This is a genomic window from Lentzea sp. NPDC092896, assembly GCF_044754905.1.
GTDB lineage: Bacteria > Actinomycetota > Actinomycetes > Mycobacteriales > Pseudonocardiaceae > Lentzea.
In genome coordinates, this window is the sequence record NZ_JBIVPX010000005.1 from 245,424 (window position 1) to 268,215 (window position 22,792).

At 68.5% G+C, this 22,792-nt stretch carries 25 protein-coding genes and 1 riboswitch; of the genes, 11 read left to right on the forward strand and 14 right to left on the reverse strand.

What is annotated here, in order from left to right; translation table 11 throughout:
* The first annotated feature begins 51 nt into the window (after positions 1-51).
* Positions 52-786 carry an SDR family oxidoreductase gene (locus ACIQF0_RS25740; protein WP_401033192.1) on the forward strand — a complete coding sequence of 245 codons (735 nt, stop codon included), beginning with the start codon at positions 52-54 and terminating at the stop codon, positions 784-786.
* Here ACIQF0_RS25740 and ACIQF0_RS25745 read toward each other — a convergent pair whose 3' ends face one another.
* From ACIQF0_RS25745 to ACIQF0_RS25755, 3 genes are all read right to left on the reverse strand, one after another.
* Entirely contained in the window at positions 787-2,154 is a 1,368-nt protein-coding gene (locus tag ACIQF0_RS25745; RefSeq protein WP_401033194.1) for a glycoside hydrolase family 28 protein, read from the reverse strand.
* Between the two features lie 71 nt (positions 2,155-2,225).
* Positions 2,226-3,143: a hypothetical protein gene (locus ACIQF0_RS25750; protein ID WP_401033195.1), complete on the reverse strand. Its 918-nt coding sequence runs from the start codon at positions 3,141-3,143 to the stop codon at positions 2,226-2,228.
* Between the two features lie 11 nt (positions 3,144-3,154).
* Positions 3,155-4,123 (reverse strand): DUF2332 family protein, encoded by a 969-nt coding sequence (locus ACIQF0_RS25755; protein WP_319978930.1) that lies wholly within the window; start codon positions 4,121-4,123, stop codon positions 3,155-3,157.
* A 104-nt stretch (positions 4,124-4,227) separates the two neighbouring features.
* Between ACIQF0_RS25755 and ACIQF0_RS25760 the strand changes: the two genes are divergently transcribed.
* Positions 4,228-4,986 (forward strand): enoyl-CoA hydratase/isomerase family protein, encoded by a 759-nt coding sequence (locus ACIQF0_RS25760; protein WP_401033197.1) that lies wholly within the window; start codon positions 4,228-4,230, stop codon positions 4,984-4,986.
* 3 nt (positions 4,987-4,989) lie between these two features.
* Here the strand turns inward: ACIQF0_RS25760 and ACIQF0_RS25765 are convergent, their stop codons facing one another.
* From ACIQF0_RS25765 to trxA, 8 genes are all read right to left on the reverse strand, one after another.
* Positions 4,990-5,589 (reverse strand): MBL fold metallo-hydrolase, encoded by a 600-nt coding sequence (locus ACIQF0_RS25765; RefSeq protein ID WP_401033199.1) that lies wholly within the window; start codon positions 5,587-5,589, stop codon positions 4,990-4,992.
* Positions 5,589-6,677 carry an S-(hydroxymethyl)mycothiol dehydrogenase gene (locus ACIQF0_RS25770; protein ID WP_401033201.1) on the reverse strand — a complete coding sequence of 363 codons (1,089 nt, stop codon included), beginning with the start codon at positions 6,675-6,677 and terminating at the stop codon, positions 5,589-5,591. The genes ACIQF0_RS25765 and ACIQF0_RS25770 overlap by 1 nt, the downstream gene beginning before the upstream one ends.
* 13 nt (positions 6,678-6,690) lie before the next feature.
* Entirely contained in the window at positions 6,691-7,209 is a 519-nt protein-coding gene (locus tag ACIQF0_RS25775) for a VOC family protein (RefSeq protein ID WP_093600777.1), read from the reverse strand.
* A gap of 38 nt (positions 7,210-7,247) precedes the next feature.
* Entirely contained in the window at positions 7,248-8,096 is an 849-nt protein-coding gene (locus ACIQF0_RS25780; RefSeq protein WP_401033203.1) for a hypothetical protein, read from the reverse strand.
* 87 nt (positions 8,097-8,183) lie between these two features.
* Complete coding sequence (locus ACIQF0_RS25785; protein WP_360031882.1) at positions 8,184-8,453, reverse strand: DUF4235 domain-containing protein; 270 nt, start codon at positions 8,451-8,453, stop codon at positions 8,184-8,186.
* Positions 8,450-8,737 carry a DUF3618 domain-containing protein gene (locus ACIQF0_RS25790; protein ID WP_401033205.1) on the reverse strand — a complete coding sequence of 96 codons (288 nt, stop codon included), beginning with the start codon at positions 8,735-8,737 and terminating at the stop codon, positions 8,450-8,452. The genes ACIQF0_RS25785 and ACIQF0_RS25790 overlap by 4 nt, the downstream gene beginning before the upstream one ends.
* Positions 8,734-9,123: a phage holin family protein gene (locus ACIQF0_RS25795; RefSeq protein WP_355302083.1), complete on the reverse strand. Its 390-nt coding sequence runs from the start codon at positions 9,121-9,123 to the stop codon at positions 8,734-8,736. Before ACIQF0_RS25795 ends, ACIQF0_RS25790 begins: the two co-directional genes overlap by 4 nt.
* Before the next feature lie 33 nt (positions 9,124-9,156).
* Positions 9,157-9,537 carry a thioredoxin gene (trxA, locus tag ACIQF0_RS25800; RefSeq protein ID WP_319978940.1) on the reverse strand — a complete coding sequence of 127 codons (381 nt, stop codon included), beginning with the start codon at positions 9,535-9,537 and terminating at the stop codon, positions 9,157-9,159.
* A 134-nt stretch (positions 9,538-9,671) separates the two neighbouring features.
* Between trxA and ACIQF0_RS25805 the strand changes: the two genes are divergently transcribed.
* From ACIQF0_RS25805 to ACIQF0_RS25845, 9 genes are all read left to right on the forward strand, one after another.
* Complete coding sequence (locus ACIQF0_RS25805; RefSeq protein WP_401033208.1) at positions 9,672-10,574, forward strand: ABC transporter substrate-binding protein; 903 nt, start codon at positions 9,672-9,674, stop codon at positions 10,572-10,574.
* A complete protein-coding gene (locus tag ACIQF0_RS25810) occupies positions 10,564-11,397 on the forward strand; it encodes an amino acid ABC transporter permease (RefSeq protein WP_360031877.1) in 834 nt (277 codons plus the stop codon). The genes ACIQF0_RS25805 and ACIQF0_RS25810 overlap by 11 nt, the downstream gene beginning before the upstream one ends.
* On the forward strand, positions 11,384-12,142 hold the full coding sequence (locus ACIQF0_RS25815) for an amino acid ABC transporter ATP-binding protein (protein ID WP_396425230.1): 759 nt from the start codon (positions 11,384-11,386) through the stop codon (positions 12,140-12,142). The genes ACIQF0_RS25810 and ACIQF0_RS25815 overlap by 14 nt, the downstream gene beginning before the upstream one ends.
* Before the next feature lies 1 nt (position 12,143).
* Entirely contained in the window at positions 12,144-13,808 is a 1,665-nt protein-coding gene (locus ACIQF0_RS25820; protein WP_401033211.1) for an aminotransferase class V-fold PLP-dependent enzyme, read from the forward strand.
* 246 nt (positions 13,809-14,054) lie between these two features.
* Positions 14,055-16,490, forward strand: a complete 2,436-nt coding sequence (locus tag ACIQF0_RS25825) for a chitobiase/beta-hexosaminidase C-terminal domain-containing protein (protein ID WP_401033896.1) — start codon at positions 14,055-14,057, stop codon at positions 16,488-16,490.
* A gap of 74 nt (positions 16,491-16,564) precedes the next feature.
* Positions 16,565-16,945: a TIGR03618 family F420-dependent PPOX class oxidoreductase gene (locus ACIQF0_RS25830; RefSeq protein WP_360031870.1), complete on the forward strand. Its 381-nt coding sequence runs from the start codon at positions 16,565-16,567 to the stop codon at positions 16,943-16,945.
* A complete protein-coding gene (cbiE, locus tag ACIQF0_RS25835; protein WP_401033213.1) occupies positions 16,926-18,080 on the forward strand; it encodes a precorrin-6y C5,15-methyltransferase (decarboxylating) subunit CbiE in 1,155 nt (384 codons plus the stop codon). The genes ACIQF0_RS25830 and cbiE overlap by 20 nt, the downstream gene beginning before the upstream one ends.
* A complete protein-coding gene (cobM, locus tag ACIQF0_RS25840) occupies positions 18,077-18,817 on the forward strand; it encodes a precorrin-4 C(11)-methyltransferase (RefSeq protein ID WP_401033215.1) in 741 nt (246 codons plus the stop codon). The genes cbiE and cobM overlap by 4 nt, the downstream gene beginning before the upstream one ends.
* Positions 18,814-19,557 (forward strand): cobalt-precorrin-6A reductase, encoded by a 744-nt coding sequence (locus tag ACIQF0_RS25845; protein ID WP_401033217.1) that lies wholly within the window; start codon positions 18,814-18,816, stop codon positions 19,555-19,557. The genes cobM and ACIQF0_RS25845 overlap by 4 nt, the downstream gene beginning before the upstream one ends.
* On the opposite strand, the gene ACIQF0_RS25850 is transcribed toward ACIQF0_RS25845, so the two are convergent.
* Genes ACIQF0_RS25850 through ACIQF0_RS25860 form a run of 3 tightly spaced genes read right to left on the reverse strand, consistent with a single transcriptional unit; the run spans position 19,529 to position 22,625 of the window.
* Positions 19,529-20,980 (reverse strand): precorrin-2 C(20)-methyltransferase, encoded by a 1,452-nt coding sequence (locus ACIQF0_RS25850; RefSeq protein WP_401033219.1) that lies wholly within the window; start codon positions 20,978-20,980, stop codon positions 19,529-19,531. The two genes, ACIQF0_RS25845 and ACIQF0_RS25850, sit on opposite strands and share 29 nt — an antisense overlap.
* Positions 20,977-21,597 carry a precorrin-8X methylmutase gene (locus ACIQF0_RS25855; RefSeq protein WP_401033221.1) on the reverse strand — a complete coding sequence of 207 codons (621 nt, stop codon included), beginning with the start codon at positions 21,595-21,597 and terminating at the stop codon, positions 20,977-20,979. The genes ACIQF0_RS25850 and ACIQF0_RS25855 overlap by 4 nt, the downstream gene beginning before the upstream one ends.
* A complete protein-coding gene (locus tag ACIQF0_RS25860) occupies positions 21,594-22,625 on the reverse strand; it encodes a hypothetical protein (protein ID WP_401033223.1) in 1,032 nt (343 codons plus the stop codon). Before ACIQF0_RS25860 ends, ACIQF0_RS25855 begins: the two co-directional genes overlap by 4 nt.
* 8 nt (positions 22,626-22,633) lie before the next feature.
* Positions 22,634-22,769, forward strand: a riboswitch (cobalamin riboswitch).
* Positions 22,770-22,792: the final 23 nt, after the last annotated feature.

Below are 22,792 nucleotides of genomic sequence, written 5' to 3' on the forward strand. Positions count from 1 at the left end.
CAGAATAAGGGGGCTCTGGATACCAGGCTGAGCCTAACGCAGGCTGGGGTCATGGCAATCAAGGACAAGGTCGTGGCGATCACCGGCGCCAGCAGCGGGATCGGGGAGGCGACCGCTCTTCTGCTCGCGGAGCGGGGCGCGCGCCTCGTGCTCGGGGCACGCCGGTCGGAGCGTCTCGCGGACCTCGTGGCCAGGATCGAGAAGGCAGGTGGCACGGCCGTGCACACGCGCACCGACGTGACTCGCCGCGAAGACCTGCACGCGCTGGTGGCGTTGGCTCGGGAGCGCTTCGGGCGGCTCGACGTGCTCGTGAGCAACGCGGGGGTCGGCCCGATCTCGCCACTGGACGACCTGCGGGTCGACGAGTGGGACGAGATGGTCGACGTCAACATCAAGGGCGTGCTGCACGGCATCGCGGCGGCGCTGCCGGTGTTCCGCGAGCAGCAGGCAGGGCACTTCGTGACCACGGCCTCCACGGCCGCGTTCACCGTCGTGCCGTCCATGGCGGTCTACGCGGGCACCAAGGTCGCGGTCAGGTCGATCTGCGAGGGCCTGCGCCAGGAGGCGGGTCCTTCGGTGCGGGTGACCACGGTGTATCCGGGTTTCGTGCACACCGATTTCGCGGAGGCGTCGAGCAACACCGCTGTGCGGGAACGGATCGCGGGCATGCGGGACGAGATCGCGATCCCGCCGGACGCGATCGCCCGCGCCATCGCGTTCGCGATCGAGCAGCCGGCCGACGTCGACGTGAACGAGATCGCCGTGCGGCCGACTGCCCAGGCCTAGCTATTTGGTCATCGGCTTTCCGTTGCCGGTGACGTTGGTGAACTTCAGGCCGTCGACGTTCTTGACGGTGTTGGTGGTGCTGCCGAGGCCGTTGAACTTCGAGTCGCGCAGGTCGAGGCCCTTGACGTGCTCCTGCGAGAGGCCGGACACGTCGAGGACCTTGGAAGCCTTGGTGCAGCTGGAGTTCGAGACGGAGAACGGGCCGAACTTCGGCACGTTGCTGCCCGTCTGCGAGTTGTAGGTCGTGGTGACGTAGATGAACGCGCGCCCGAAGACGCCGGACACGCCGTCCAGGTTGATGTTCTGGGAGAAGCCGCCGCGTTGGGTGTTCGACTTGACGTACAGGGCGAACTTGGTGGCGTTGACGCAGTTCAGCTGATAGCCGTAGACGTTGCGGATGCCGCCGGTCTGCTCGGAGCCGCACGTGATGGCGCCCCAGTTGCCGTTCATGCGGCAGTTGACGACGACGATGTTCTGGCACGGCACGTTGACCCGCCGGCCGTCCTCGTCGCGGCCCGACTTGATCGCGACGTTGTCGTCGTGCGCGCCGAGGTTGCTGTTGGAGATCACGACGTGGTCGCACGACTCGGGGTCTACCGCGTCGGTGTTGTTGGCGGACGTGGACGGGTCGGTGTGCACGTCGTCGACCGTGACGTTCTTGCAGAGCGTGGGATGGATCTGCCAGAACTTGGGGTTCTTCAGCGTGAGGCCCTGGATCAGCACGGTGTCGCAGTCGTAGGGCTCGATGAACGTGGAGCGCATGTTCTTGCCGGAGCCGGGAACCACACGCTTCTCGGGCGGGGTTCCCTTGGCCACCAAAGACTCCAGGTACGAGCGGTCGCTGCCCTTGTTCCAGCCGCCGGTGGCGCCCGCGTCGAGCGTGCCCCTGCCGGTGATGGCGATGTTGGTCTGCTTGTGCGCGTAGATCATGGGGGAGCGGTTCACGCACTCGATGCCCTCGTAGCGCGTGAGCACCGTCGGGAACTTCGAGGCGTCACCGGAGAACTTGAGCAGCACGCCGTCTTCGAGGTGGAAGTCGACGTTGCTGAGCAGGTGGATCGCGCCGGTGACGTAGGTGCCCTTCGGGACGATCACGTGCCCGCCGCCCGCGGCGTTGCAGGCGGCGATGGCCTTCTTGAACGCGTCGGTGTTGTCGGTCTTGTTGTCGCCCTTGGCGCCGTAGGCCGTTGCGTCGAAAATCCGGTCGGGGAACGACGGGAGTTTCGTGTTCCGCACGATGTCGTTGGCGGCCGGCCAGGGCAAGGTGGGGACGGCGACCGCGAGCGCGGTCGCCGCCAGGGCCGGTGTTGCTACCGCGGCCACGATGGTGGACTTCATCAGCAGCCTGCGGTTGATCCTGCCGTCCATGCTTCCTCTTCCGGTGGGAGGCGTGACGGCGGCGGTGTGTTACAGAAAAGACTGTAAACGTTTGCGGTGGCTCAGCGGAAGGCGTTGCGCGTGTAGGTGAGGCTGAAGGTTCCCTTGTTGGCGAAGTACTTGTCGATCACCAGCGCCGGATCGGTGGCCAGGTAGCCGCGGTAGATCGCGCCGTCGTTCTGGTCGTCCCAGCCCCACGGCGCGTTGGCGGCGTTGTCCTTGCCGTTGTCACCGCGGAAGGTGCCGAACGACGAGTAGGTCTCCGAGTTGGTGCGGCGCGCCCACATCCCGTTGGCGTCCAAGGAGTTCACCAGGCGGTAGCCGACGCTGCGGTCGTTGCCGCCCGACGGCACCTCGCCGGTCGCGGCGGGCTGGTAGATCACGCCGTCACCGCCGGGGAAGTCAGCGCCGTTCCAGCGGTACAGCCCGTGGCCCTTGGCTTCCTGGAAGGTGGCGGGACGGCCGCCGACCAGCAGCAACGTGCCGTCGATGGTCTCCGACCCGTTCTGGTAGGGCGACCCGGCGGGCACGTAGGAGTAGAAGTCGCTGTGCGCCACCGTGACCGCGGCTTCGAGGGTGCCGAACCCGGCGTCCTTGCGGACGACGAACAGGGTGCCCTCCAGGTCGTTCTCGTGGGTCCTGGTGCCGAACGGGTCGGGCTGGTCGTCCCAGTCGCGCGGGTGGAAGAAGCTGTAGACGAGGAACCAGTGCGTGGACGTCTCGACCACCGAGTAGTACGCGGCGCCGGTGAGTTTGGCGAGCTGGGTCTGGTTCTCCCAGTTGTTCAGCGTGTTCCAGTCGCCGTCGAAGTCCACAGTGGACAGGTAGTCGGCGTCCGCGTCCGACGAGTCGGTGTCCTGGTGGTGCACGGGCGCCCAGTGCAGCGCCAGGTCGTAGTCCGAGACCGCGGCCTGGGCGGGCGCGGTGAGGGCCGTGGTGAAGAGAGCGACGGCCAGCAGGGAGGCACGGATCGTTTTCACGACCGCGCAATCTAGCTGTAGATGGTGACCGTCAGGCGGGGGTTTGAGCGAAAGTCCGTCGACTCGTAGGCGACGCGCGCGAGTGGCATCGAGCCGGCCGCCGCGGTCAGCGTCGTCTCGATCTCGTGGCGCTCGTCCTCGGTCAGGTACGCCCAGAACGAGCTGTGCCAGATCACCGTGTACGTGCCGCGTTCCTCGGGTGGCACGAGGTTCTCGCGCAACCACCGCCCGGCGGGCGAGCGCGCGACCTTCACGCCGACCTTGGCGGCCAGTTCGATGGCGTCGTCGAGGTCCCACCGCAGCGCGTCGTGCTCGGGCGGGATGAACGAGTGCAGGATCATCGCGTGCTTGGGATCGGCGGGGTCGCGCGGCTGCAGGTCGCAGCCGGCCCTGTCGACGATCTCCAGGTTCGGCGGCTGCGGCCCGACCGCGGCCAGCCGCACCGGCGAGTCCTTGTCGCCCCACTCCCAGCCGAGACCGAACCAGCGGTAGTGGTCGAGGATCAGGTTCAGCCCGGCGCACGCGCCGAGTTCGAGCAGCCGGACCTTCGGCGCCCCGATCATGGTGAGCCCGCGCAGCAGGAACCCGGCCGTCTTCGGCTGGTGCTGCTGGACGGTGCGGTCGAGCGCGGCCAGGATCTCGCCCGCGTTCTCGACGATCGCCCGCCGTGCCGCGAGCCACGCGAGCAGCGCCGTGGAATCGGACTCCCCGGCCATCGCCGCCGCGTGCGCGCTGGCGAACCGCTGACTGAGTTCCGGCGCCTTTCCCGACAGCATCAGCAACCGCACACCGGCGAGCGCCTGGATGCCGAACAGCGGGCTGTGCACGGCGCTGTGCGAGCACAGCAGGTCCGCCACCGGCCCGCCCCGGTCGAGTTCGCTGGCGAGTTCGGAGAGGATGCGCGCGGACACCGGCGCACTGGTGCGCAACCGCACCGCGAGCGTGCGCAACGTGGAAGCACCGATGGCGGCCGCGGTCACGTTTCCTCCCCTCCTCGGCAGAGGGACTTTACAAGGAGGTGAACGCATTACTACCCAACTGAGACCGCGCGAGCCGCCGGACCGCGGTAGGTATCGTGCGGCGGGTGAGCGAGTTCCTGGAGCTGTCCGCGGCCGGTCCGGTCGCCACGTTGACGATCAACCGCCCGGCCAAGCGCAACGCCATGTCGTACGAGATGTGGTCGGCCATACCAGGGCTCCTGGCACAAGTTTCCGCAGATGAGAGCATCCGCGCGCTGGTGATCCGCGGCGGTGACCACTTCTCCGCCGGTGCCGACATCGCCGAGTTCTCGACCCTGCGGCGCGGTCCGGAAGGCGCCGCCCACTACGGCGAGGCCGTTTACAACGGTGAACGCGCGATCGCCCAGCTCGACAAGCCGACGATTGCCGCGATTTCCGGTTTCTGCGTCGGCGGTGGTTGTGAGATCGCCCTCGCCTGCGACATTCGGGTGGCGTCTTCGGATGCCCGATTCGGCATCACGCCCGCGAAACTCGGCATCGTTTACAACTTCACGTCCACCAAGGCCCTCGTGGACGCGGTCGGCCCGGCCTGGGCGAAGCAGATCCTGTTCTCCGCCGACCTGATCGACTCGGCCACGGCGTTGCGGATCGGGCTCGTGAACGAGGTCGTGGAGTCCCTGGACGCCCGCGTGAAGGAACTGTCCGAACAGATCGCGGGCCGCGCCCAGGTGTCCGTGCGGGGCGCCAAGAAGATCATCAACTCGATCACGGACGGCGGGCACGAGGACGACTTCGTGCGCGCGCTGTACGCGGAGGCCGCCTCCAGCGCCGACTACGCCGAGGGCGTGACGGCGTTCCTGGAGAAGCGGCCTCCGCGGTTCTAGCGTCTAGAAGACCTCGGCGGCGATCGTGGTGTCCGCGCCGTGCCCGGTGTGCACCACGGTGTCGCCGGGCAGCGTCAGCAGCTTCTCCCGGATCGACGCCTCGATCGTCGGCCGGTCCGAGAACGACCGGCCCGTCGCGCCCGGCCCGCCCTGGAACAGCGTGTCGCCCGTGAACACCGCGCCCAGCGACGGCACGTAGAAGCACACGGCGCCAGGCGAGTGGCCCGGCGTGTGCAGCACGTGGATCTCCTCGCCGGCCACCGTGAGCACCTGGCCGTCCTCCAGTGCCTGGTGCGGGATCACGCCGGTGTGCGTCAGCGACCACACGATGTGGTCGTCCTGGTGCAACGCCATCGGCGCGTTGGTCGCGTGAGCCAGATCCGGCGCGACGCGGACATGGTCGTCGTGCGCGTGGGTCAGCAGGATCGCGACGACCTTGCGGCCGTCGACCACCTTGAGGATCGCGTCCACGTCGTGCGGCGCGTCGATGACGACGCACTCCGACGAGTCCCCGATGACCCAGACGTTGTTGTCGACGTCGAAGGTCTCGCCGTCCAGCGAGAAGGTGCCGGAGGTGATGGTGTGATCAACGCGGAGCGGCATCAGAACACCACGACCGATCGCAGGACCTCGCCGCGGTGCATCTTCTCGAACGCGCCCTCGACGCCGTCCAGCGGGATCTCCTCGCTGACGAACGCGTCCAGGTCGAAGCGGCCCTGCTGGTACAGGTCCACCAGCATCGGGAAGTCGCGCGTGGGCAGGCAGTCGCCGTACCACGAGGACTTCAGCGCGCCGCCGCGGGAGAAGAAGTCGATCAGCGGCATCTCGAGCCGCATGTCCGGCGTCGGAACGCCCACCAGGACAACGGTTCCGGCGAGGTCGCGGGCGTAGAACGCCTGCTTCCACGTCTCGGGACGGCCGACCGCGTCGATCACGACGTCCGCGCCGAACGAGTCCGTGAGGTCCTGGATCGCGGTGACGACGTCGTCGACCTCGCGTGCGTTGATGGTGTGCGTGGCGCCGAAACCCTTGGCCCACTCGAGCTTCTGTGGGTCCGTGTCCACGGCGATGATCTTCGCGGCACCGCCGATGCGGGCGCCCGCGATGGCGCCGTCACCGACACCGCCGCAGCCGATCACGGCCACCGAGTCGCCGCGGCCGACGCCACCGGTGTTGAGAGCCGCGCCGACGCCGGCCATCACACCGCAGCCCAGCAGGCCGACAGCGGCGGCGCGGGCGGACGGGTCGACCTTCGTGCACTGTCCGGAGTGGACCAACGTCTTCTCGACGAACGCACCGATGCCCAGCGCCGGCGAGAGCTTGGTGCCGTCTGCCAACGTCATCGGCTGCGACGCGTTGAACGTCGAGAAGCAGTACCAGGGCTTGCCGCGACGACAAGCGCGGCACGTGCCGCAGACCGCGCGCCAGTTCAGCACGACGAAGTCGCCGGGCGCCAGGTCCGAAACGCCTTCACCGACCGACTCCACGACGCCCGCGGCCTCGTGGCCCAGCAGGAACGGGAAGTCGTCGTTGATGCCGCCCTCGCGGTAGTGCAAGTCGGTGTGGCAGACGCCGCACGCCTGGATCTTCACCACTGCCTCGCCGGGACCGGGATCGGGCACCAGCACCGAGGTCAGTTCCACCGGTTGTCCCTTGCCCCGGGCGACGATGCCCTTGACCTCTTGCGCCACTGCGACTCCGTCCTCAGTTGATCAGTGTCGTGCCTTCGAACTCGCCGAGTTCTTCCCGGTAGAACTCAATCCCTACACCGTTGGGGTCGCGGATGTACAGGCTGTCCTCGACGCCCCGGTCGGGGCCCAGGTATTCGATCCCCGCCTCGTCCAGCTTGGACTTGATCTCGGCGAACCGCTCGGGGGAGGTCGACAGGGCCAGGTGCTGAACGGCGCCGATCGTCTCGGAGAACGGCGGGTGGTCGTGGCCGGGGAAGTCGAAGAACCCCAGCAGGTTCTTGGCCCCGAGGTCGAAGAAGAAGTGGCTGGAGCCGTTGTAGTCGCGGTTCTCCACGAGCTCGACCAGCGGGAAGCCGAGGAACTCCTGGTAGAACCGGATGGTCTCCTCGACGTCCTTGCAGATCAACGCGATGTGGTGAACGCCCTGCGTGGGCGAGCCGCCGCGCTCGGCGAGCGGCTTCACGTACTTCGCGCGCAGCTCGTCGCGCTTGGCCCGGATAGCGGCGAGGTCATCACCTTCTGGCTGTGGCATGCGCGCCAGAGTAGTTGAGGATTCAAACGTCCGCAGGGCTAGCCGGCGACGCCCTCGAACTCCACCGCGTCGTCCTGGGAGAGCAGGGTGGCCTGCAGGAACGCCACCGAGGTCCGGGGAGTCAGGCGGGCGGTGACCTGCGAAAGATCACCCGGTTGCCGGGCGTAGATCTTCAACGACGACACGTCGTGCAGCCCGAACCCGTCGCCGACACCCCACTGGGCGAGGTTCGCCGCGCTCATCAGCTCCTCGGCGTCGTCGAGCGACGGGGCCGAGAAGTACAGCCGCCCGTGCGCGTAGACGCCGCGCGCGCCACTGGGGGAGATGATCGTGACCGGCGTGCCCGTCCGGCAGGCCAGGAAGTGGAACGCTATGCCGCCGCCGAGCGAACCGACGACCGTGGCCGCGGTCAGGCCGCTCCACGTCACGGGCCGCCGCGCGAACGCCTCCGCCTGGCCGAGCAGGAACTCCCGGTAGGTCCGCGGGGTGAGGTCCTGCAGGTAGTTCCACATCCGGAAGACGTGGTGGTAGCCGAGCCTGCCGGCCAGCTCCAGCGCCGCGCGGAACGCCAGCCGTCCGGCGTAGGTGTGCTCGTCGCACGGCGGGATCCGTCCGGCGCAGAACAGGTACTCGCCGTCGTGCGCGTAGGCGATCGCCTTGTGCTCACCGGATTCCACGCCGTGCGCGCTCGTCCAGACCTCCGCGAAGCCACTGCCCTCGTCGGCGAGGTGGACCGTCAGTTCCGGATACCCGGCCTTCACCACGGGGTTGAAGGACGTGCCGGCGAACCTGACGACGCCCAGCCGTGCACGGGCCGGGTCGTCCGGAACGGCGGTGAGCGGCTCGAACGTCGAAAACAGCGCGCGAGCCCGCACCTGACGAGTCATCACTGGCCCTTTCCCAGGGGAACTCGGCCAGATTAAGACGCCACCGGATCGTCCGCACCTATGCGTCTTGATTGGACGGACAAGTGCTCAATCTTCTTCGTCGCCGGGCCATTCACCGGTCAGCTTCTGAAAACCCTTGGCGCCGCCGCGGTCGATGGCGGCCTTGACCAGGCCGAAGATGGCGCCCTGCAACGCCGCGGCCATCAGCACCTCGCTCCAGGCGCGGTTGCGCATGGTGGCGCTGGGCGCTTCTTTGTCGCCCGCCACCAGTTTCCAGATCTGACCGAAGATCGCGGTCGCCAGGAAGCCTCCCAGCGCGCCGACCAGCATTCCCAGCGGGCGGTAAAGGAGTTTCATCCGTTCCTCCTGGAAATCGCCCAGATCGCCAGGACGAGCGCGATCAGCGCCGCCGCGACGGCCCCGGGATGCCGGCGTGCCTTCTCGACCTGCACCGCCACGGGCTCGGGCAGCGAGTCGACCGCCTGGTTGGTGGCGAGGGCCAGCCGCAACCGGGTCTCCTGCGCCTGCTCCTTCACCCGCCCGGGCACGTCCACCTTGTGCGCCAGCGCTTCCACCGTCTCGCCCAGCTCACGCCGGGTCCGTTCGACGTCGCGCTGCAGCTCTTCCCTGGGGTCGCTCATCGGTGCGCACTCTCCTTGATCGTCGCGATGTCCTGCTGGACGTTGTCCATCGCCTGCCTCGGCGCGGGAGGAACGGCCTGCTTGACCTGTCCCTTGCCCACGAGCGCGAAGATGCCCGCGAACAGCAGAAGGGCGGCCGCGACGATCAACGCGGCCGCCCACGGCGGTACTACGAGAGCGAGCAGCAGGATCAGGCCCGCGACGACGCTGAGCCCACCCCACCACGCGAACACGCCGGCCGCGCCGAACATCCCGGCGCCGACACCGGCGTGCTTGCCCTTGTCCTTCAGCTCCGCGACAGCGAGACGGATCTCATCGCGCGCGAGCCTGCTCACCTGCTCGGACAGCTGGTGGACCAGCTGCGCGGTCGACGTGTCGGTGTTCATGCACCTCGACTACCCCGAGCGGCGTAAAGTCAATCAGCCCTGCTGGGCCTGGGCCTCCGCGACCTTCGCGTGGACCTCTTCCATGTTCACCTCGCGCGCCTGCTGGATCAGGTCGTTCAGCGCGGGGGCGGGCAGAGCGCCCGGCTGCGAGAACAGCACGACGCCTTCGCGCACGATCATCAACGTGGGGATCGACCGGATGCCGAACGTGGCCGCGAGCTCCTGCTGCGCCTCGGTGTCGACCTTGCCGAACACGATGTCCTCGTTCTTGTCCGACGCGGCCTCGTACGTGGGCCCGAACGCGCGGCACGGACCGCACCACTCGGCCCAGAAGTCGACCAGGACGATGCCGGAGCCGTCGGAGTCACCGACCACCTCGTCGAAGTTCTCCTTGGTCAGCTCGACCGTCGCCATGTTGGTCCTCCTCGTTTGCTGGGGGCACCCGATCCAACGGAGCAGACGCCGATGGAATTCCCCGAGTGCGCCCGGTCACGCCTGGTTTCAACTTTTTGTGGACGTCTTCAACTGGACGTTGTACGGTCCCCGCCATGAAGCCGCGCCTGCTCGTGACCTCGCTGCTCGTACTGGGGCTCGCCGCCTGCGGGTCCACGTCTGACCCCGCTCAGACGTCCACGCCTCCGTCGTCCGACCTGGGCTCGGTCAAGAAGGACGACGCGCTCGCCGCGCTGCTGCCGCCCGAGATCGCCTCGGCCGGCACGTTGAAGGTGGGGTCGAACATCCAGAACCCGCCGAACAACTTCTACGACCAGGACGGCAAGACGCCGCTGGGGTCGGAGGTCGACCTGATCAAGGCGATCTCCGCGAAGCTCGGGCTCAAGGCCGAGCACAGCGACATGGCGTTCAGCTCGCTGATCACCAGCCTGGAGACCGGCCGCGTCGACGTGACGATGGCCGCGATGAACGACACCGCCGAACGCCAGCAGAAGATCGACTTCGTCGACTACTTCACCTCCGGCATCACGATCATGGTGCAGAAGGGCAACCCGCAGGGCGTCAAGGGACCCGACGACCTGTGCGGCAAGGGCATCGCGGTGAACCTGGGCAGCTCGCAGGAGCAGTTCGGCAAGGAGCAGAGCCAGAAGTGCGTGGCCGCGGGCAAGCCCGAGGTCCAGCTCAGCGTCACCGACAGCGACACCGGCAACCAGAACCAGCTGCGCACCGGCCGGGTCGCCGCGATCCTCAACGACCTGCCGACCGCCGTCTACGTCGCGAAGACCGCCGGTGACGGCCAGTACTTCGAGGTCGTGCCGCTCGCGCCGATCAACGGCGGCCCGTACGGCATCGGGGTCGCGAAGAAGAACGCCAAGCTGTCCGAGGCGATCAAGGGCGCGCTGCAGTCCCTGATCGACGACGGCACCTACGAGAAGATCGTCACCACCTGGGACATCAAGCAGGGTGCGATCACGAAGGCCGCGATCAATGGCAAGTGATCTCCAGACCAGTGGGCTCCAGCAGGGGGAGCTCACCGTCGTGCCGCTGCGCCACCCCTGGCGGTGGTTCAGCGGCGCGGTGATCCTCCTGGTCATCGCCGGGCTCGGCTGGGCGATGGCCGAGGCGCAGATCCAGTGGGAGGACGTGCCGGGGTTCTTCACGCACCCCGTGATGCTCGAAGGCCTGCTGAACACCATCGTGCTGGCCTTGGCCGCACAGGGTGGCGCGATCATCCTCGGTGTCGTCGTCGCGTTGATGCGGCTGTCGGCGAACCCCGTCGCGCGGTGGTTCGCGGTCGGCTACATCTGGCTGTTCCGCGGCCTGCCGGTGCTGCTGCAGATCCTGATCTGGTTCAACCTCGCGCTGGTGTTCCAGAACATCAGCATCCCGGGGCTGTTCTCCGTGCCCACGAACGTGGTCATGACCGCGTTCGTGGCCGCGTTGCTGGGGCTCGGTCTGAACGAGAGCGCCTACATGGCCGAAATCGTCCGCGCGGGCTTGAGCAGCGTCGACGAGGGCCAGACCGAGGCGGCCAAGTCGATCGGCATGACGCCGCTGACGACGTTGCGCCGAGTCGTTCTGCCGCAGGCGATGCGCGTGATCATCCCACCGACCGGCAACAACTTCATCAACATGATCAAGGGCACCTCGATGGCGTCGGTGATCGCCTTCACCGAGCTCATCCACGCCGCGAACAACATCTCCTCGCGCAACCTGGAGATCATGGAAACCCTGTTCGCCGCCGCGGCCTGGTACCTCGTGATGGTGTCCGTCGCGTCGATCGGGCAGCACTACCTGGAGCGTGCGTATGGCCCTCGTTGAGTCGATCGGGGTCCGCAAGTCGTTCGGTCACACCGAGGTCCTGAAGGGCATCGACCTGGAGGTCGAGCGCGGCGAGGTCGTCTGCCTGCTCGGGCCGTCCGGTGCGGGCAAGTCGACGTTCCTGCGCTGCGTGAACCACCTGGAGACCATCGACGCCGGCCGGATCTGGGTCGACGGCGTGCCCGTCGGGTTCCGGGCGGCCGGCGGCAAGCTCTACGAACTGCGCGAACGCGACGCGGCCCACCAGCGGCGCGACGTCGGGATGGTGTTCCAGCGGTTCAACCTGTTCCCGCACCGCACGGCGCTGGAGAACGTCATGGAGGGCCCGGTCCAGGTGCTGGGGCGCGGCAGGGCCGAGGTGCGCGCGGAGGCGTTGGCGCTGCTGGAGAGGGTGGGACTGTCCGAGAAGGCCTCCGCCTATCCCGGTTCGTTGTCCGGTGGTCAGCAGCAACGTGTTGCGATCGCGCGTGCCCTGGCGATGAAGCCCAAGCTGATGCTGTTCGACGAGCCCACGTCCGCGTTGGACCCGGAGCTGGTCGGCGAGGTGCTCGACGTCATGACCTCGCTCGCCCGCGACGGCATGACGATGATCGTGGTCACTCACGAGATCGGCTTCGCCCGCTCGGTCGCCGACCGCGTGGTGTTCCTCGTCGACGGCGCCGTGGTGGAGAGCGGCACACCGGCCGACGTGCTGGACAATCCGCAGCAGCCGCGCACGCAACAGTTCCTCGCAAAGGTGCTCTGAGTTGATCGACGCCCCGTACCTCGCCCAGTTCCGCGAACCGGAGGGGTATCTCGACTTCGCCCGCTTCGGCCCACCCTCTTTGGCGGTGGTGACGGCCACCTCGCGTCTGATGGAACAGGCATCTCTCGCCGGGCCGTCCACTGTGGACACGCTGATGCGCGAGGAACAACGGGTGAAGGCCGCTGTCGCGCGGTTGTGCCGCACCGACACCGACCACGTGGCTTTGGTGCCGAACACGTCGATCGGCCTGTTCCAGGCGGCGTTCGGCCTGTCGGGCACGGTCATGTACTCGGCGGCGGAGTTCCCGTCCAACACCTATCCGTGGGTGCGGGCGGGACTTCCGTCAATCGTGTTGGACGGTCCGGTGCGTCCCGCGGCCGTGGCAACCCACCTGAACGGTGACGTTTCCGCTCTGTCGGTGTCCGCTGTGGACTTCCGCACCGGCTACCGCGCGGACCTGGCGACGTTGCGCGAGGTCGTGGGCGACCGTCTCCTGATCGTGGACGGCATCCAGGGTTTCGGCGTCGTCGACGAGCCGTGGGAACTGGCCGACGTGCTGGTGGTCGGCGGCCAGAAGTGGTTGCGCGCCGGGTGGAGCACAGGTTTCGTGGTGCTGTCGGACCGCGCGCTGGAGCGGTTGACGCCGGTGCTGTCGGGCTGGACCGGCGCGGTGGACGCGGGCCTGTTCGACGACGCGGTGCACGACGCCGCCCCGGACGCCGCCTCCTGGAACATCACGAACCTCTCCCCGGTCGTGTCCGGCGCCTTCGCGGAAGCTCTGGAACTCGTCGAGCTGGCAGGCGTTTCCGCGCTGGACTCGGCCGTGGGCGAGATCGTCGCCGAGGTCGAGGAGATCGTGCTGTCGAGCGGCGGCAAGATCGTGTCCGCCCGCGAACGCCGTGCCGGAATCCTGGCCTTCACCATGCCCGAGGCCGCCTCGGTGGTCGGGGAGGCGTTGAACGCCTTCGGAATCACCGCCACGATCCGCCCCGAGCACGTCCGCCTGTCACCGCACGCCACCACGTCGCGGGCAACGTTGGAACGCCTGCGGGCTGCCTTGAAGTCGTTGTCCGCCTCGGCTTCCTCGCCGATCCCGGCCGCGCTGTCGGCGTTGGTGCCGACCATCGACAGCCTCGCCTCGGCCCTGGGGCCGGACACCGAGGTCGTGGTGCACGACCTGTCGCGGCTGCCGAACTCGATCATCGCGATCGCCGGCTCGCTCACCGGCCGCCAGGTGGGCGGGCCGATGACCGACCTGTTGCTGGGCCTGGTCCGCCGCGGCACGACCACCGACATGCCCGGCTACGAGACCTATGCCCCGGACGGCCGCGCGATCTGGTCGTCGACGACCTTCGTGCGCGACGCGGCCGGTGTCGCCGTGGGCTGCCTGTGCGTCAACAAACTCGCGGCACACGAGGCTTCCGGACCCGTGGAGTCGTTTCCACAGGACGTGGACACGCTTCAGCGCGTGCTGGTCGAGAAGGCGATCGCCGATGTGGGCGTGCCCGTCGAGCTGATGAAGAAGGTGCACAAGTCGCAGGTCGTCCGGGTGCTGGACGAGGCGGGCTTCTTCCTCATCCGCGACTCGGTCGACCACCTGGCCGGCGTTCTCGAGGTCACCCGCTACACGATCTACAACTACCTCAACGAGAACCGGGGGACCTGACCGGGTTCCGGTGGTACGTCTGCTTGTTCGGGCGTAAACGGTCCCGGTCGCCATTCGCGTTCCGGTGGAGTCTGGGACCTTTCCGTAACTTACGTCTTCCCTCACCGTCATCGCGGCTTTACCGTTCCAGGTGTGAGAGCGCTCTCAAAGGTGAGATGGCGGCGCGGACTGGCCGCCGTAGCGATTGCCCTGTCGTCATTGGCGACGGTCGAGGCTGCATACGCGGCCGACGACTACACGCAGAACGTGACCGCGATCGACGCGACTCAAGCCCGGATCAACTTCACGCCGACGACCCCTGCTGTCTACGTCGACGTGCACTACCTGATCTCCGGCCAAGGTCAGCAGAACTTCCGGATGACCAACAACGCCGGGACCTGGCAGAAGACCGTCGGGTCGCTGTCGTCCGGCACGGTGATCGACTACTGGTTCACCTACGAGAAGTCCGGGCCGCAGTACGACACACCGCACTTCAGCTACACCCACAACGGCGCGTCGCAGCCGGTCGCGACGCCCACGTTCAGCCCGCCCGGCGGCACGTACTCGACCGCCCAGACGGTGACGATCTCGACCGCCACGTCCGGCGCGACGATCCGCTACACGATCGACGGCTCGACGCCGACCAGCGGTTCGACCCTGTACAGCGGCCCGATCTCGGTGCCCAGCAACAGGACCATCAACGCGATTGGTATCAAGTCGGGTCAGGCGAACTCGTCGGTCGGCAGCGCGTCGTACGTGATCGGCACGCCGGTCGCGACGCCGACGTTCAGTCCGCCGGGCGGCGCCTACGCGTCCGCGCAGACCGTGACGATCTCCACCGCGACCTCGGGCTCGACGATCCGGTACACAGTGGACGGATCGACGCCGACCTCGTCGTCGACCCTGTACAGCGGGCCGATCTCGGTGCCCAGCAACAGGACCATCAACGCGATCGGGATCAAGTCGGGCCTCGCGAACTCCGCTGTGGCCAGCGCGACCTACACGATCGGCACGCAGCAGGGTTGCACGCAGTCCGACAACCCGAACTTCGGGCCGAACACGCGCATCTTCGACCCAAGCATGTCGGCGACGAGCATCCAGACGCAGCTCGACATCGACTTCAACAACCAGAAGGACACGCTGACCGCGCAGATGGCGCCCCGCCGGGTCGCGCACCTGTTCAAGCCCGGCACCTACAGCGGCATCCACGACGACGTCGGCTACTACACGTCGGTCTCGGGTCTCGGCCGCAACCCCGGTGACGTGCTGATCAACGGTGACATCACCGTGGACGCGTTCAACGAGTCCGACAAGGGCGTGGCGCTGCAGAACTTCTGGCGCTCCGCCGAGAACATGGCCGTCAACCCGGCCAGCGGCACCAACCGGTGGGCCGTCGCGCAGGCCGCGCCGTTCCGTCGCATGGACGTCCGCGGCAACCTGGCGCTGTACCCGGCTTCGTACGGGTTCGCGTCCGGTGGCTACACGGCCGACACGCGCGTGTCCGGTCAGACGGCGTCGGTCTCGCAGCAGCAGTGGTACACGCGGGACACGAACTACGGCAGCTGGAACGGCGGCGTGTGGAACATGGTGTTCTCCGGTACGCCGGGCGCACCCGCGACCACGTTCCCGAACCCGCCGTCGACGAACCTCGCGACGACGCCGATCTCGCGCGACGTGCCGTACCTGTACCTCGACGGCAGCCAGTACCGGGTGTTCCTGCCTTCCCTGCGCACCAACGCTTCCGGTGCGTCGTGGATCAACGGCGGCACGCCGGGCACCTCGTTGCCGATGAGCCAGTTCTACGTCGTGAAGTCCGGCGACACCGCCGCGACGATCAACGCGGCACTGGGTCAGGGCTGCAACCTGTTCTTCACGCCCGGCATCTACAACGTCAACCAGACGATCAACATCACGCGGCCCAACACCGTCGTGCTGGGCATCGGCTACGCGACGATCGTGCCGCAGAACGGCGTCACCGCGATGCAGGTCGCGGACGTCGACGGCGTGCGGATCAAGGGCATCCTGTTCGACGCCGGCACGACGCTCTCGAACTCGCTGCTGACCGTCGGCCCCGCGGGCTCCTCGGCCTCGCACGCGTCCAACCCGACCACGCTGCAGGACGTGTTCTTCCGCGTCGGCGGTGCGGTCGCGGGCAAGGCGACGAACAGCCTCGTCGTCAACAGCAACAACACGATCATCGACCACAGCTGGATCTGGCGCGCCGACCACGGCAACGCCGGCACCTGGGGCTGGAACGAGGCCATCGGTGACACCGGCCTGGTCGTGAACGGCAACGACGTGCTGGCCACCGGCCTGTTCGTCGAGCACTACCAGAAGTACCAGGTCATCTGGAACGGCAACGGCGGACGGACCATCTTCTACCAGAACGAGATGCCGTACGACGTGCCGAACCAGGCGGCCTGGAACGCGCCCAACGGAGTGACGGGCTACGCGGCCTACAAGGTCGGGGACAACGTCACCACGCACGAGGCGTGGGGGCTCGGCAGCTACTGCTTCTTCAACGTCAACCCGTCGGTGAGAGCGGAGCACGCGTTCGAGGTGCCCAACCGATCCGGCGTGCGGATGCACAACCTGCTGACCGTGTCGCTCAACTACCAGGGAACGATCACGCACGTGATCAACGACGTGGGGGCGGTGACACCTCCGGGCACCGTGCCGGTGAACGTCATCAACTACCCGTAGTGCTGCCCTGAAATACGGCCCGTCACCTCCTCCTGGTGACGGGCCGTATCGCTGCCGCCACATATGATGCGGCCATGTCGATCGAGCGGGGCGCCGAGTTCGCCGAGTTCTGGGCTGAACGGCACCTGTGCACGTTGTCCACCGTCCGTCCCGACGGGACTGTGCACGTCGTCCCGGTCGGGGTCACGCTCGACGCCGAGGCCGGTGTCGCGCGGGTCATCACGTCCGGTGCGTCGTGGAAGGTCAAGCACGTGCGCAACGCCGGGTACGCCGCTGTGTGCCAGGTGGACGGTCGGCGCTGGTCCACCTTGGAGGGTCCGGCGGTCGTGCGCGACGACGTGGAATCCGTCGACGAGGCCGTGCGGCGGTATGCGCTGCGCTACAAGCAGCCGCGGGTGAATCCCCAGCGCGTGGTGATCGAGATCCAGGTGCGGCGTGTCACCGGCACCGTCTGACGTCGTTGTCGTCGGCATCGGCGCCGACGGGTGGGACGGGCTGTCACCCTCCGCTCAGCAGGCTGTTTCCCGCTCGCGTGTGCTGATGGGGTCGCGGCGGCAGCTCGATCTGGTGCCGGGGGAGTTCGAACGGGTCGCGTGGCCGTCGCCGCTGGTACCGGCGTTGCCCGAGCTGTTCGAGAAGTACCGGGACGTGTGCGTGCTGGCGTCCGGCGACCCCATGTTCCACGGCATCGGCACGACCCTGGTCCGGTTGCTCGGCGATCGCGTGACAGTGATCCCGCATCCGTCGTCGGTGTCGCTGGCCTGTGCGCGGCTCGGGTGGGCGTTGAACGAGGTCGAGGTCGTGTCCCTGGTTGCGCGTTCGATCGATTTGCTACGGCCCGTGTTGACTCCGGGACGGCGTGTGCTCGTGCTCGGTGGTGACCCGGCAGCTGTGGCCGAAGTCGTCGGAGTGGCTGGGCAGATCGTTGTGCTCGAACAGCTAGGTGGGCCCGCCGAGCGGGTTTACCCTTGGTCCGGGCAGGACTCGGACCCGCTGTCCGTGATCGCGGTCGAGTACCGCGGGAGCGCTCTCTCGCGGGTTCCCGGACTGCCTGATGACGCTTACGAATCCGATGGCCAGCTGACGAAGCGAGAGGTGCGGGCTATTTCGCTGTCGAGATTGGCGCCTCTGCCGGGGCAGTTGCTGTGGGACGTCGGGGCCGGATCGGGTTCCATCGCGATCGAGTGGGCGCGGACGCATCCGACGTGCCGGGTGATCGCCATCGAGCAGTCGGCCGAACGCGCAGAGCGAATCGCCGGTAACGCTGCGTCTCTGGGCGTGCCGGGGGTGGAGGTCCACATCGGACGGGCGCCGGACGCGTTGGAGGGCCTGGAGAAGCCCGACGCGATCTTCATCGGCGGTGGCGTGACCGTGCCCGGCGTGATGCAGGCCTGCTGGGACGCTTTGGCTTCCGGCGGTCGTCTGGTGGTGAACGCCGTGACGCTGGAGTCCGAGGCCGTGGTGGCGCAGTGGTACGCGCGGCTCGGCGGCGACCTGGTCCGGATCGCGGTGAACCGCGGCTCGTCGGTCGGCAAGTTCACCGGCTGGCGGCCGCACATGCCCGTGACGACGTGGAGCGTTACCAAGTGACTGTGCACTTCATCGGGGCCGGGCCCGGAGCGGCCGACCTGATCACGGTGCGGGGGCGTGCGCTGATCGAGTCGTCACCCGTGTGTCTGTACGCGGGCGCGTTGGTGCCCGTGGAGTTGCTGGACTTCTGTCCCGCCGGGGCGCGCAAGGTCGACACGGCGTCGCTCACGTTGGACGAGATCGTCGCCGAACTGGTCGCGGCCTCGGAGCAGGGGCTGGACGTGGCCCGGTTGCACTCCGGGGACCCGTCGGTGTTCAGCGCGATGGCCGAGCAGATGCGCCGGCTGGACGCGCTGGAGATCGCTTACGACGTGACGCCCGGGGTGCCGGCGTTCGCGGCCGCGGCGGCGTCGTTGCAGCGCGAGCTGACCGTGCCGGGCGTCGGGCAGACGGTGATCCTCACGCGGACCTCGCAGCGGGCCACGCCGATGCCGGACGGTGAGGACCTGGACACGTTGGGTCGCAGTCACGCGACTCTCGTGCTGCACCTGGCCGTGCAGCGGATTTCGGACGTGGTCGCGGAACTGGTGCCGAACTACGGCCTGGACTGCCCGGTCGCGGTCGTCGCCTACGCGTCCCGTGAGGACGAGGTCGTGCTGCGCGGGACGTTGGACGACATCGCGGCGCAGGTCGAGGCCGCCGGGATCAAGCGGACCGCGGTGATCATCGTGGGGAACGTGCTGGGAGCGACGCAGTTCCCGGACAGTCACCTGTACTCGGCCACGCGCGTTCGATGATCCTGATCCTCGGCGGGACGGGGGAGGCTCGGGAACTCGCGCGGCGGGTGGTGGGCTCGTCGGTGGCGGATGGGGTGGCGGCCTCGCGTCCCCAGGTCGTCTCCTCCCTGGCCGGCCGCGTCAGCAACCCCGCTCTTCCTGTCGGCGAGGTTCGGATCGGCGGATTCGGGGGCGTCGACGGGCTCGCGCAGTGGTTGCGCGACAACGATGTCAGCGCTGTCGTCGATGCCACGCACCCGTTCGCCCGGCAGATCACGTCGAACGCTTTCGAGGCTTGTGCGCGGGTCGGCGTGCCTTTCCTGATCCTGCGGCGGCCTGGGTTCGCTCCTGGGGACGGGTGGCACTGGGTCGACAGCGTTGCCGACGCCGCACGGGACCTGCCTGGGGCGCGGGTGTTCCTGACGACCGGCCGGCAGGACCTCGCCGAGTTCGCCGCGTGCCCGCAGTGGTTCCTGGCGCGGATGGTCGAGCCGCCGGAACCGCCGATGCCGCACCGGATCGAGGTGCTGCTGTCGCGCGGTCCGTTCACAGTGGACGGTGAGCTGGAGCTGATGCGGTCCCGGGAGATCGACGTGCTGGTGACCAAGGACAGCGGCGGGGAGATGACGTCGGCCAAGCTCGAAGCCGCTCGTCAGCTCGGTGTGCCGGTCGTGATCGTGCGTCGGCCACCGCTCCCGCCTGCGGAAACGGTGGCCGACGTCGACGCTGCGGTCAGCTGGTTGGGTACCGTCGGGGCGTGAAGACGACGCCCTGAGGCGTCACGATCGTCTGCGACGAGCCGATGATCAGCAGGCAGCGCATGTCGATGGTGGCCGGGTCGAGGGTGCCGAGCGTGAGCACGCGGATCTCCTCCTCCGGGCCGCCGACGTCGCGGCCGACGACGATCGGCGTCTCCGGGGCGCGGTGCTGGAGCAGCAGGTCGCGCATGTCCGTCACCTGGTGGGTGCGGGCCTTGGACGCCGGGTTGTAGATCGCGATGACCAGGTCGGCCTTGGCGGTGGCTTCGAGGCGTTCGGCGATGACGTCCCACGGCTTGAGCCGGTCGCTCAACGAGATCACCGCGTAGTCGTGCCCGAGCGGCGCGCCCGCCTTGGCCGCCACGGCGTTCGCGGCCGTCACACCGGGGATGACGCGCACCGGCACGTCCGGGGTCTCCGCGGCGACTTCCAGCACCGCGGTGGCCATGGCGAAGACGCCGGGGTCGCCCGACGACACGACGGCGACCCGCGCGCCCTTGCGGGCGAGGTCCAGGGCGAAGGCCGCGCGTTCGGACTCGACCTGGTTGTGCGAGGAGTGGCGCTTCTGGCCCGGGCGCTCGGGAACCCGGTTGAGGTAGGTGCTGTAGCCGACCAGTTCGTCGGCGGCCTCCAGCTCCTGGCGGGCCTCCGGGGTGAGCCAGTCGCGGGAGCCGGGGCCGAGGCCGATGACCACGACCTCGCCCTTCGGCTTGGCGGGCTTGGACTGGCTCGGCAGCAGGGCGAGCGAGAAGTACGGGACGCTCTCGGGATCGACGTCGGCCAGCGGCGACATCTTCTGGCGGCCGGTGGTGGCGCGTTCCACGTACCACGCGCCGTCGAGCCTGCCGGACGCTTCGAGGGCCGCGCGGACGTTGCCGAAAGTGCGGCCCAGCTTGAGGATCGCGGCGCTGTCGGTGTCGGCGAGGCGGGTCGCGAGCTCGGCGGGTGGCAGCGTGCCGGGAAGGATCGTGAGCACCTCATCGCGTTCCACGAGCGGAGTGCCGAGCACTGCTGAAGCACCGCTCACGGACGTGACGCCGGGGACCACCTCCCACTCGTACCGGTCGGCCAGGCGCTTGTGCATGTGCATGTAGGAGCCGTAGAAGAACGGGTCCCCGGCGGCCAGCACGACGACGTCGCGGCCGGCGTCGAGGTGCGCGGCCAGCTTGGCGGCGGCCTCCTCGTAGAACGCGTCGATCTCGCCCTGGTAGTCGTCCGTGTCCTCGGTGGTGACCGGGTAGACGAGCTGTTCCATGATTTGGCCGTCACGGAAGTACGGCGCAGCAATGGTCTTGGCGACCGACTTGCCGTGCCGGGCGCTGTGGAACGCCACCACGTCGGCTTCGCTGATGAGTCGCGCGGCCTTGACCGTCAGGAGTTCCGGGTCGCCGGGACCCAGGCCGACGCCGTAGAGCTTGCCCGTCATTCTTCCTCGCTCGCGATCGCGTTGATGGCCGCCGCCGTGATGGCACTGCCGCCGCGCCGGCCGCGCACCACGAGGTGCTCCAGATCCGTTGCGGCCAAAGCTTCTTTGGACTCCGCCGCCCCGATGAACCCGACCGGGATGCCCAGCACCGCGGCGGGCCTCGGGGCTCCGGCCGCGATCAGGTCGAGGAGGTGGAACAACGCCGTGGGGGCGTTGCCGATCGCGATCACCGCGCCGTCGAACCGGTCCGCGAGCAGTTCGAGCGCGGCGGCGCTGCGCGTGTTGCCGATCTCCTGGGCTCGCGCGGGTGTGCGCGGATCTCCCAGGTAGCAAAGGACTTCGTTGTCCTCGGGTAGGCGGCGGCGGGTCACACCGGACGCGACCATGTTGGCGTCGCACAGGATCGGCGCGCCCGCCCGCAGTGCCGCACGGGCGTCGCGCACGACGTTCGAGGAGAAGGCGACGTCGGCCGGCAGGTCGGTCATGCCGCACGCGTGGATCATGCGGACGACGACTTTCGCGACGTCGCCGGGGAACCTGGTGAGGTCCGACTCCGCGCGAATGGTGGCGAAGGACTGGCGGTAGATCTCCGCCCCGTCCTTGATGTACTGCGTCAACGGATCTCCTCGTAGCCGTCGCCGGTCGCGACGAACTCGGTCACATCGCCTGCGGGACGACCGCAGCGGCGGGCACAGCCTGACCAGTGAACGGGGCGGTCGTGCGGGGTTCCGAGCCAGGCGCGCGCGTCCGCTCGCACGTCGGAGAGCGACTTCGCGCAGCCAGGGTGGCCGGTGCAGGCGCTGACGCCGTGCCACGGGGAGGCCGGATCGGTGATCAGGCCGGTGGTGTCGGTGCCTTCGGGGACGACCAGACTGCGCCACGGGGTCAGGCGGAGGGCGACGCCGGGGAGTTGGTGAGCGTCGAGCCGGCCGAGCGGGACGCCCGGCGTCAAAGGTGAAGGTGCGACAGGCGTCACAGCCGGGGTGATGCGCGGGGCGTCGGTGACGCCGAAGTGAGCGGTGATCTTTCGCACACCGTCGTCCACTTCGGACAGGCGCCAGGCCTGGCCGCGGAGCTGCTGGAAGAGGCGGGCGGCGGTGAGGACTGCGTCGACGGGGTCGGTGACGCGGACGCCGGTGTCGCGACCGGCGAGGAGGAGGACCCACGTGGAGGGGGTGGTGCCGGACGCGTCGCCGCCTGCCTGGCCCACGTCCCCGCTGACCAGCCCGAAGTCGCCACCCAGGCCGCTCACCGAGGCCCCCACCGTGACCAGGAACCTGCCCGGCAGATCCGCCAGCGCCGGGTCCGCGCACAAGGCCGTGTCGATCGCGTCGACCAGCTCCTGGTTGTCCTCCAGCGGCGCCGCGATGATGTTGCGGATCCGCTCGTGCGACGCGGAGGGCAGCAGCCCGGCCGCGGCCAGTCGAGCGCCCAGTTCCACGCCGTCCGCCAGGCCCCTGATCTGGAGGTTCGCCCGCGAGGTCAGCTCGATCGAGCCGGCACCCAGTTCGAGCGAGGCGAGGCGCACGACATCCCACTGAGCAGCGGAAAGAGTGCCGCCGGGTACCCGGATGCGCGCCAGCCCGCCGTCAGCCGCGGCGTGCAGCTCGACGGCGCCGGGGCAGGCGTCCGGGTGACTACGCATAGGTCGGACTGTAACCCGCCGGTTAGGGTGAGCCCGAACGACGAAGCGCAGGAGGAAGCCGGTGTGAATCCGGCGCGGTCCCGCCACTGTGACCAGCGAACACCGCTGGGAGTCAGGAACTCCGCTTCGCCAGTCACCCGCATTTTGGGGCGAGGACCCCACGAGGG

Bases quoted from the DNA above. Each gene is read 5' to 3' on its own strand.
- ACIQF0_RS25810 (WP_360031877.1), top strand. From the start codon at position 10,564: ATGGCAAGTGATCTCCAGACCAGTGGGCTCCAGCAGGGGGAGCTCACC.
- ACIQF0_RS25740 (WP_401033192.1), top strand. From the start codon at position 52: ATGGCAATCAAGGACAAGGTCGTGGCGATCACCGGCGCCAGCAGCGGG.
- ACIQF0_RS25795 (WP_355302083.1), bottom strand. From the start codon at position 9,123: ATGAACACCGACACGTCGACCGCGCAGCTGGTCCACCAGCTGTCCGAG.
- ACIQF0_RS25745 (WP_401033194.1), bottom strand. From the start codon at position 2,154: ATGGACGGCAGGATCAACCGCAGGCTGCTGATGAAGTCCACCATCGTG.
- ACIQF0_RS25815 (WP_396425230.1), top strand. From the start codon at position 11,384: ATGGCCCTCGTTGAGTCGATCGGGGTCCGCAAGTCGTTCGGTCACACC.
- ACIQF0_RS25845 (WP_401033217.1), top strand. From the start codon at position 18,814: ATGATCCTGATCCTCGGCGGGACGGGGGAGGCTCGGGAACTCGCGCGG.
- ACIQF0_RS25765 (WP_401033199.1), bottom strand. From the start codon at position 5,589: ATGCCGCTCCGCGTTGATCACACCATCACCTCCGGCACCTTCTCGCTG.
- ACIQF0_RS25790 (WP_401033205.1), bottom strand. From the start codon at position 8,737: ATGAGCGACCCCAGGGAAGAGCTGCAGCGCGACGTCGAACGGACCCGG.
- ACIQF0_RS25830 (WP_360031870.1), top strand. From the start codon at position 16,565: ATGTCGATCGAGCGGGGCGCCGAGTTCGCCGAGTTCTGGGCTGAACGG.
- ACIQF0_RS25775 (WP_093600777.1), bottom strand. From the start codon at position 7,209: ATGCCACAGCCAGAAGGTGATGACCTCGCCGCTATCCGGGCCAAGCGC.
- ACIQF0_RS25850 (WP_401033219.1), bottom strand. From the start codon at position 20,980: ATGACGGGCAAGCTCTACGGCGTCGGCCTGGGTCCCGGCGACCCGGAA.
- ACIQF0_RS25785 (WP_360031882.1), bottom strand. From the start codon at position 8,453: ATGAAACTCCTTTACCGCCCGCTGGGAATGCTGGTCGGCGCGCTGGGA.
- ACIQF0_RS25780 (WP_401033203.1), bottom strand. From the start codon at position 8,096: ATGACTCGTCAGGTGCGGGCTCGCGCGCTGTTTTCGACGTTCGAGCCG.
- trxA (WP_319978940.1), bottom strand. From the start codon at position 9,537: ATGGCGACGGTCGAGCTGACCAAGGAGAACTTCGACGAGGTGGTCGGT.
- ACIQF0_RS25860 (WP_401033223.1), bottom strand. From the start codon at position 22,625: ATGCGTAGTCACCCGGACGCCTGCCCCGGCGCCGTCGAGCTGCACGCC.
- ACIQF0_RS25805 (WP_401033208.1), top strand. From the start codon at position 9,672: ATGAAGCCGCGCCTGCTCGTGACCTCGCTGCTCGTACTGGGGCTCGCC.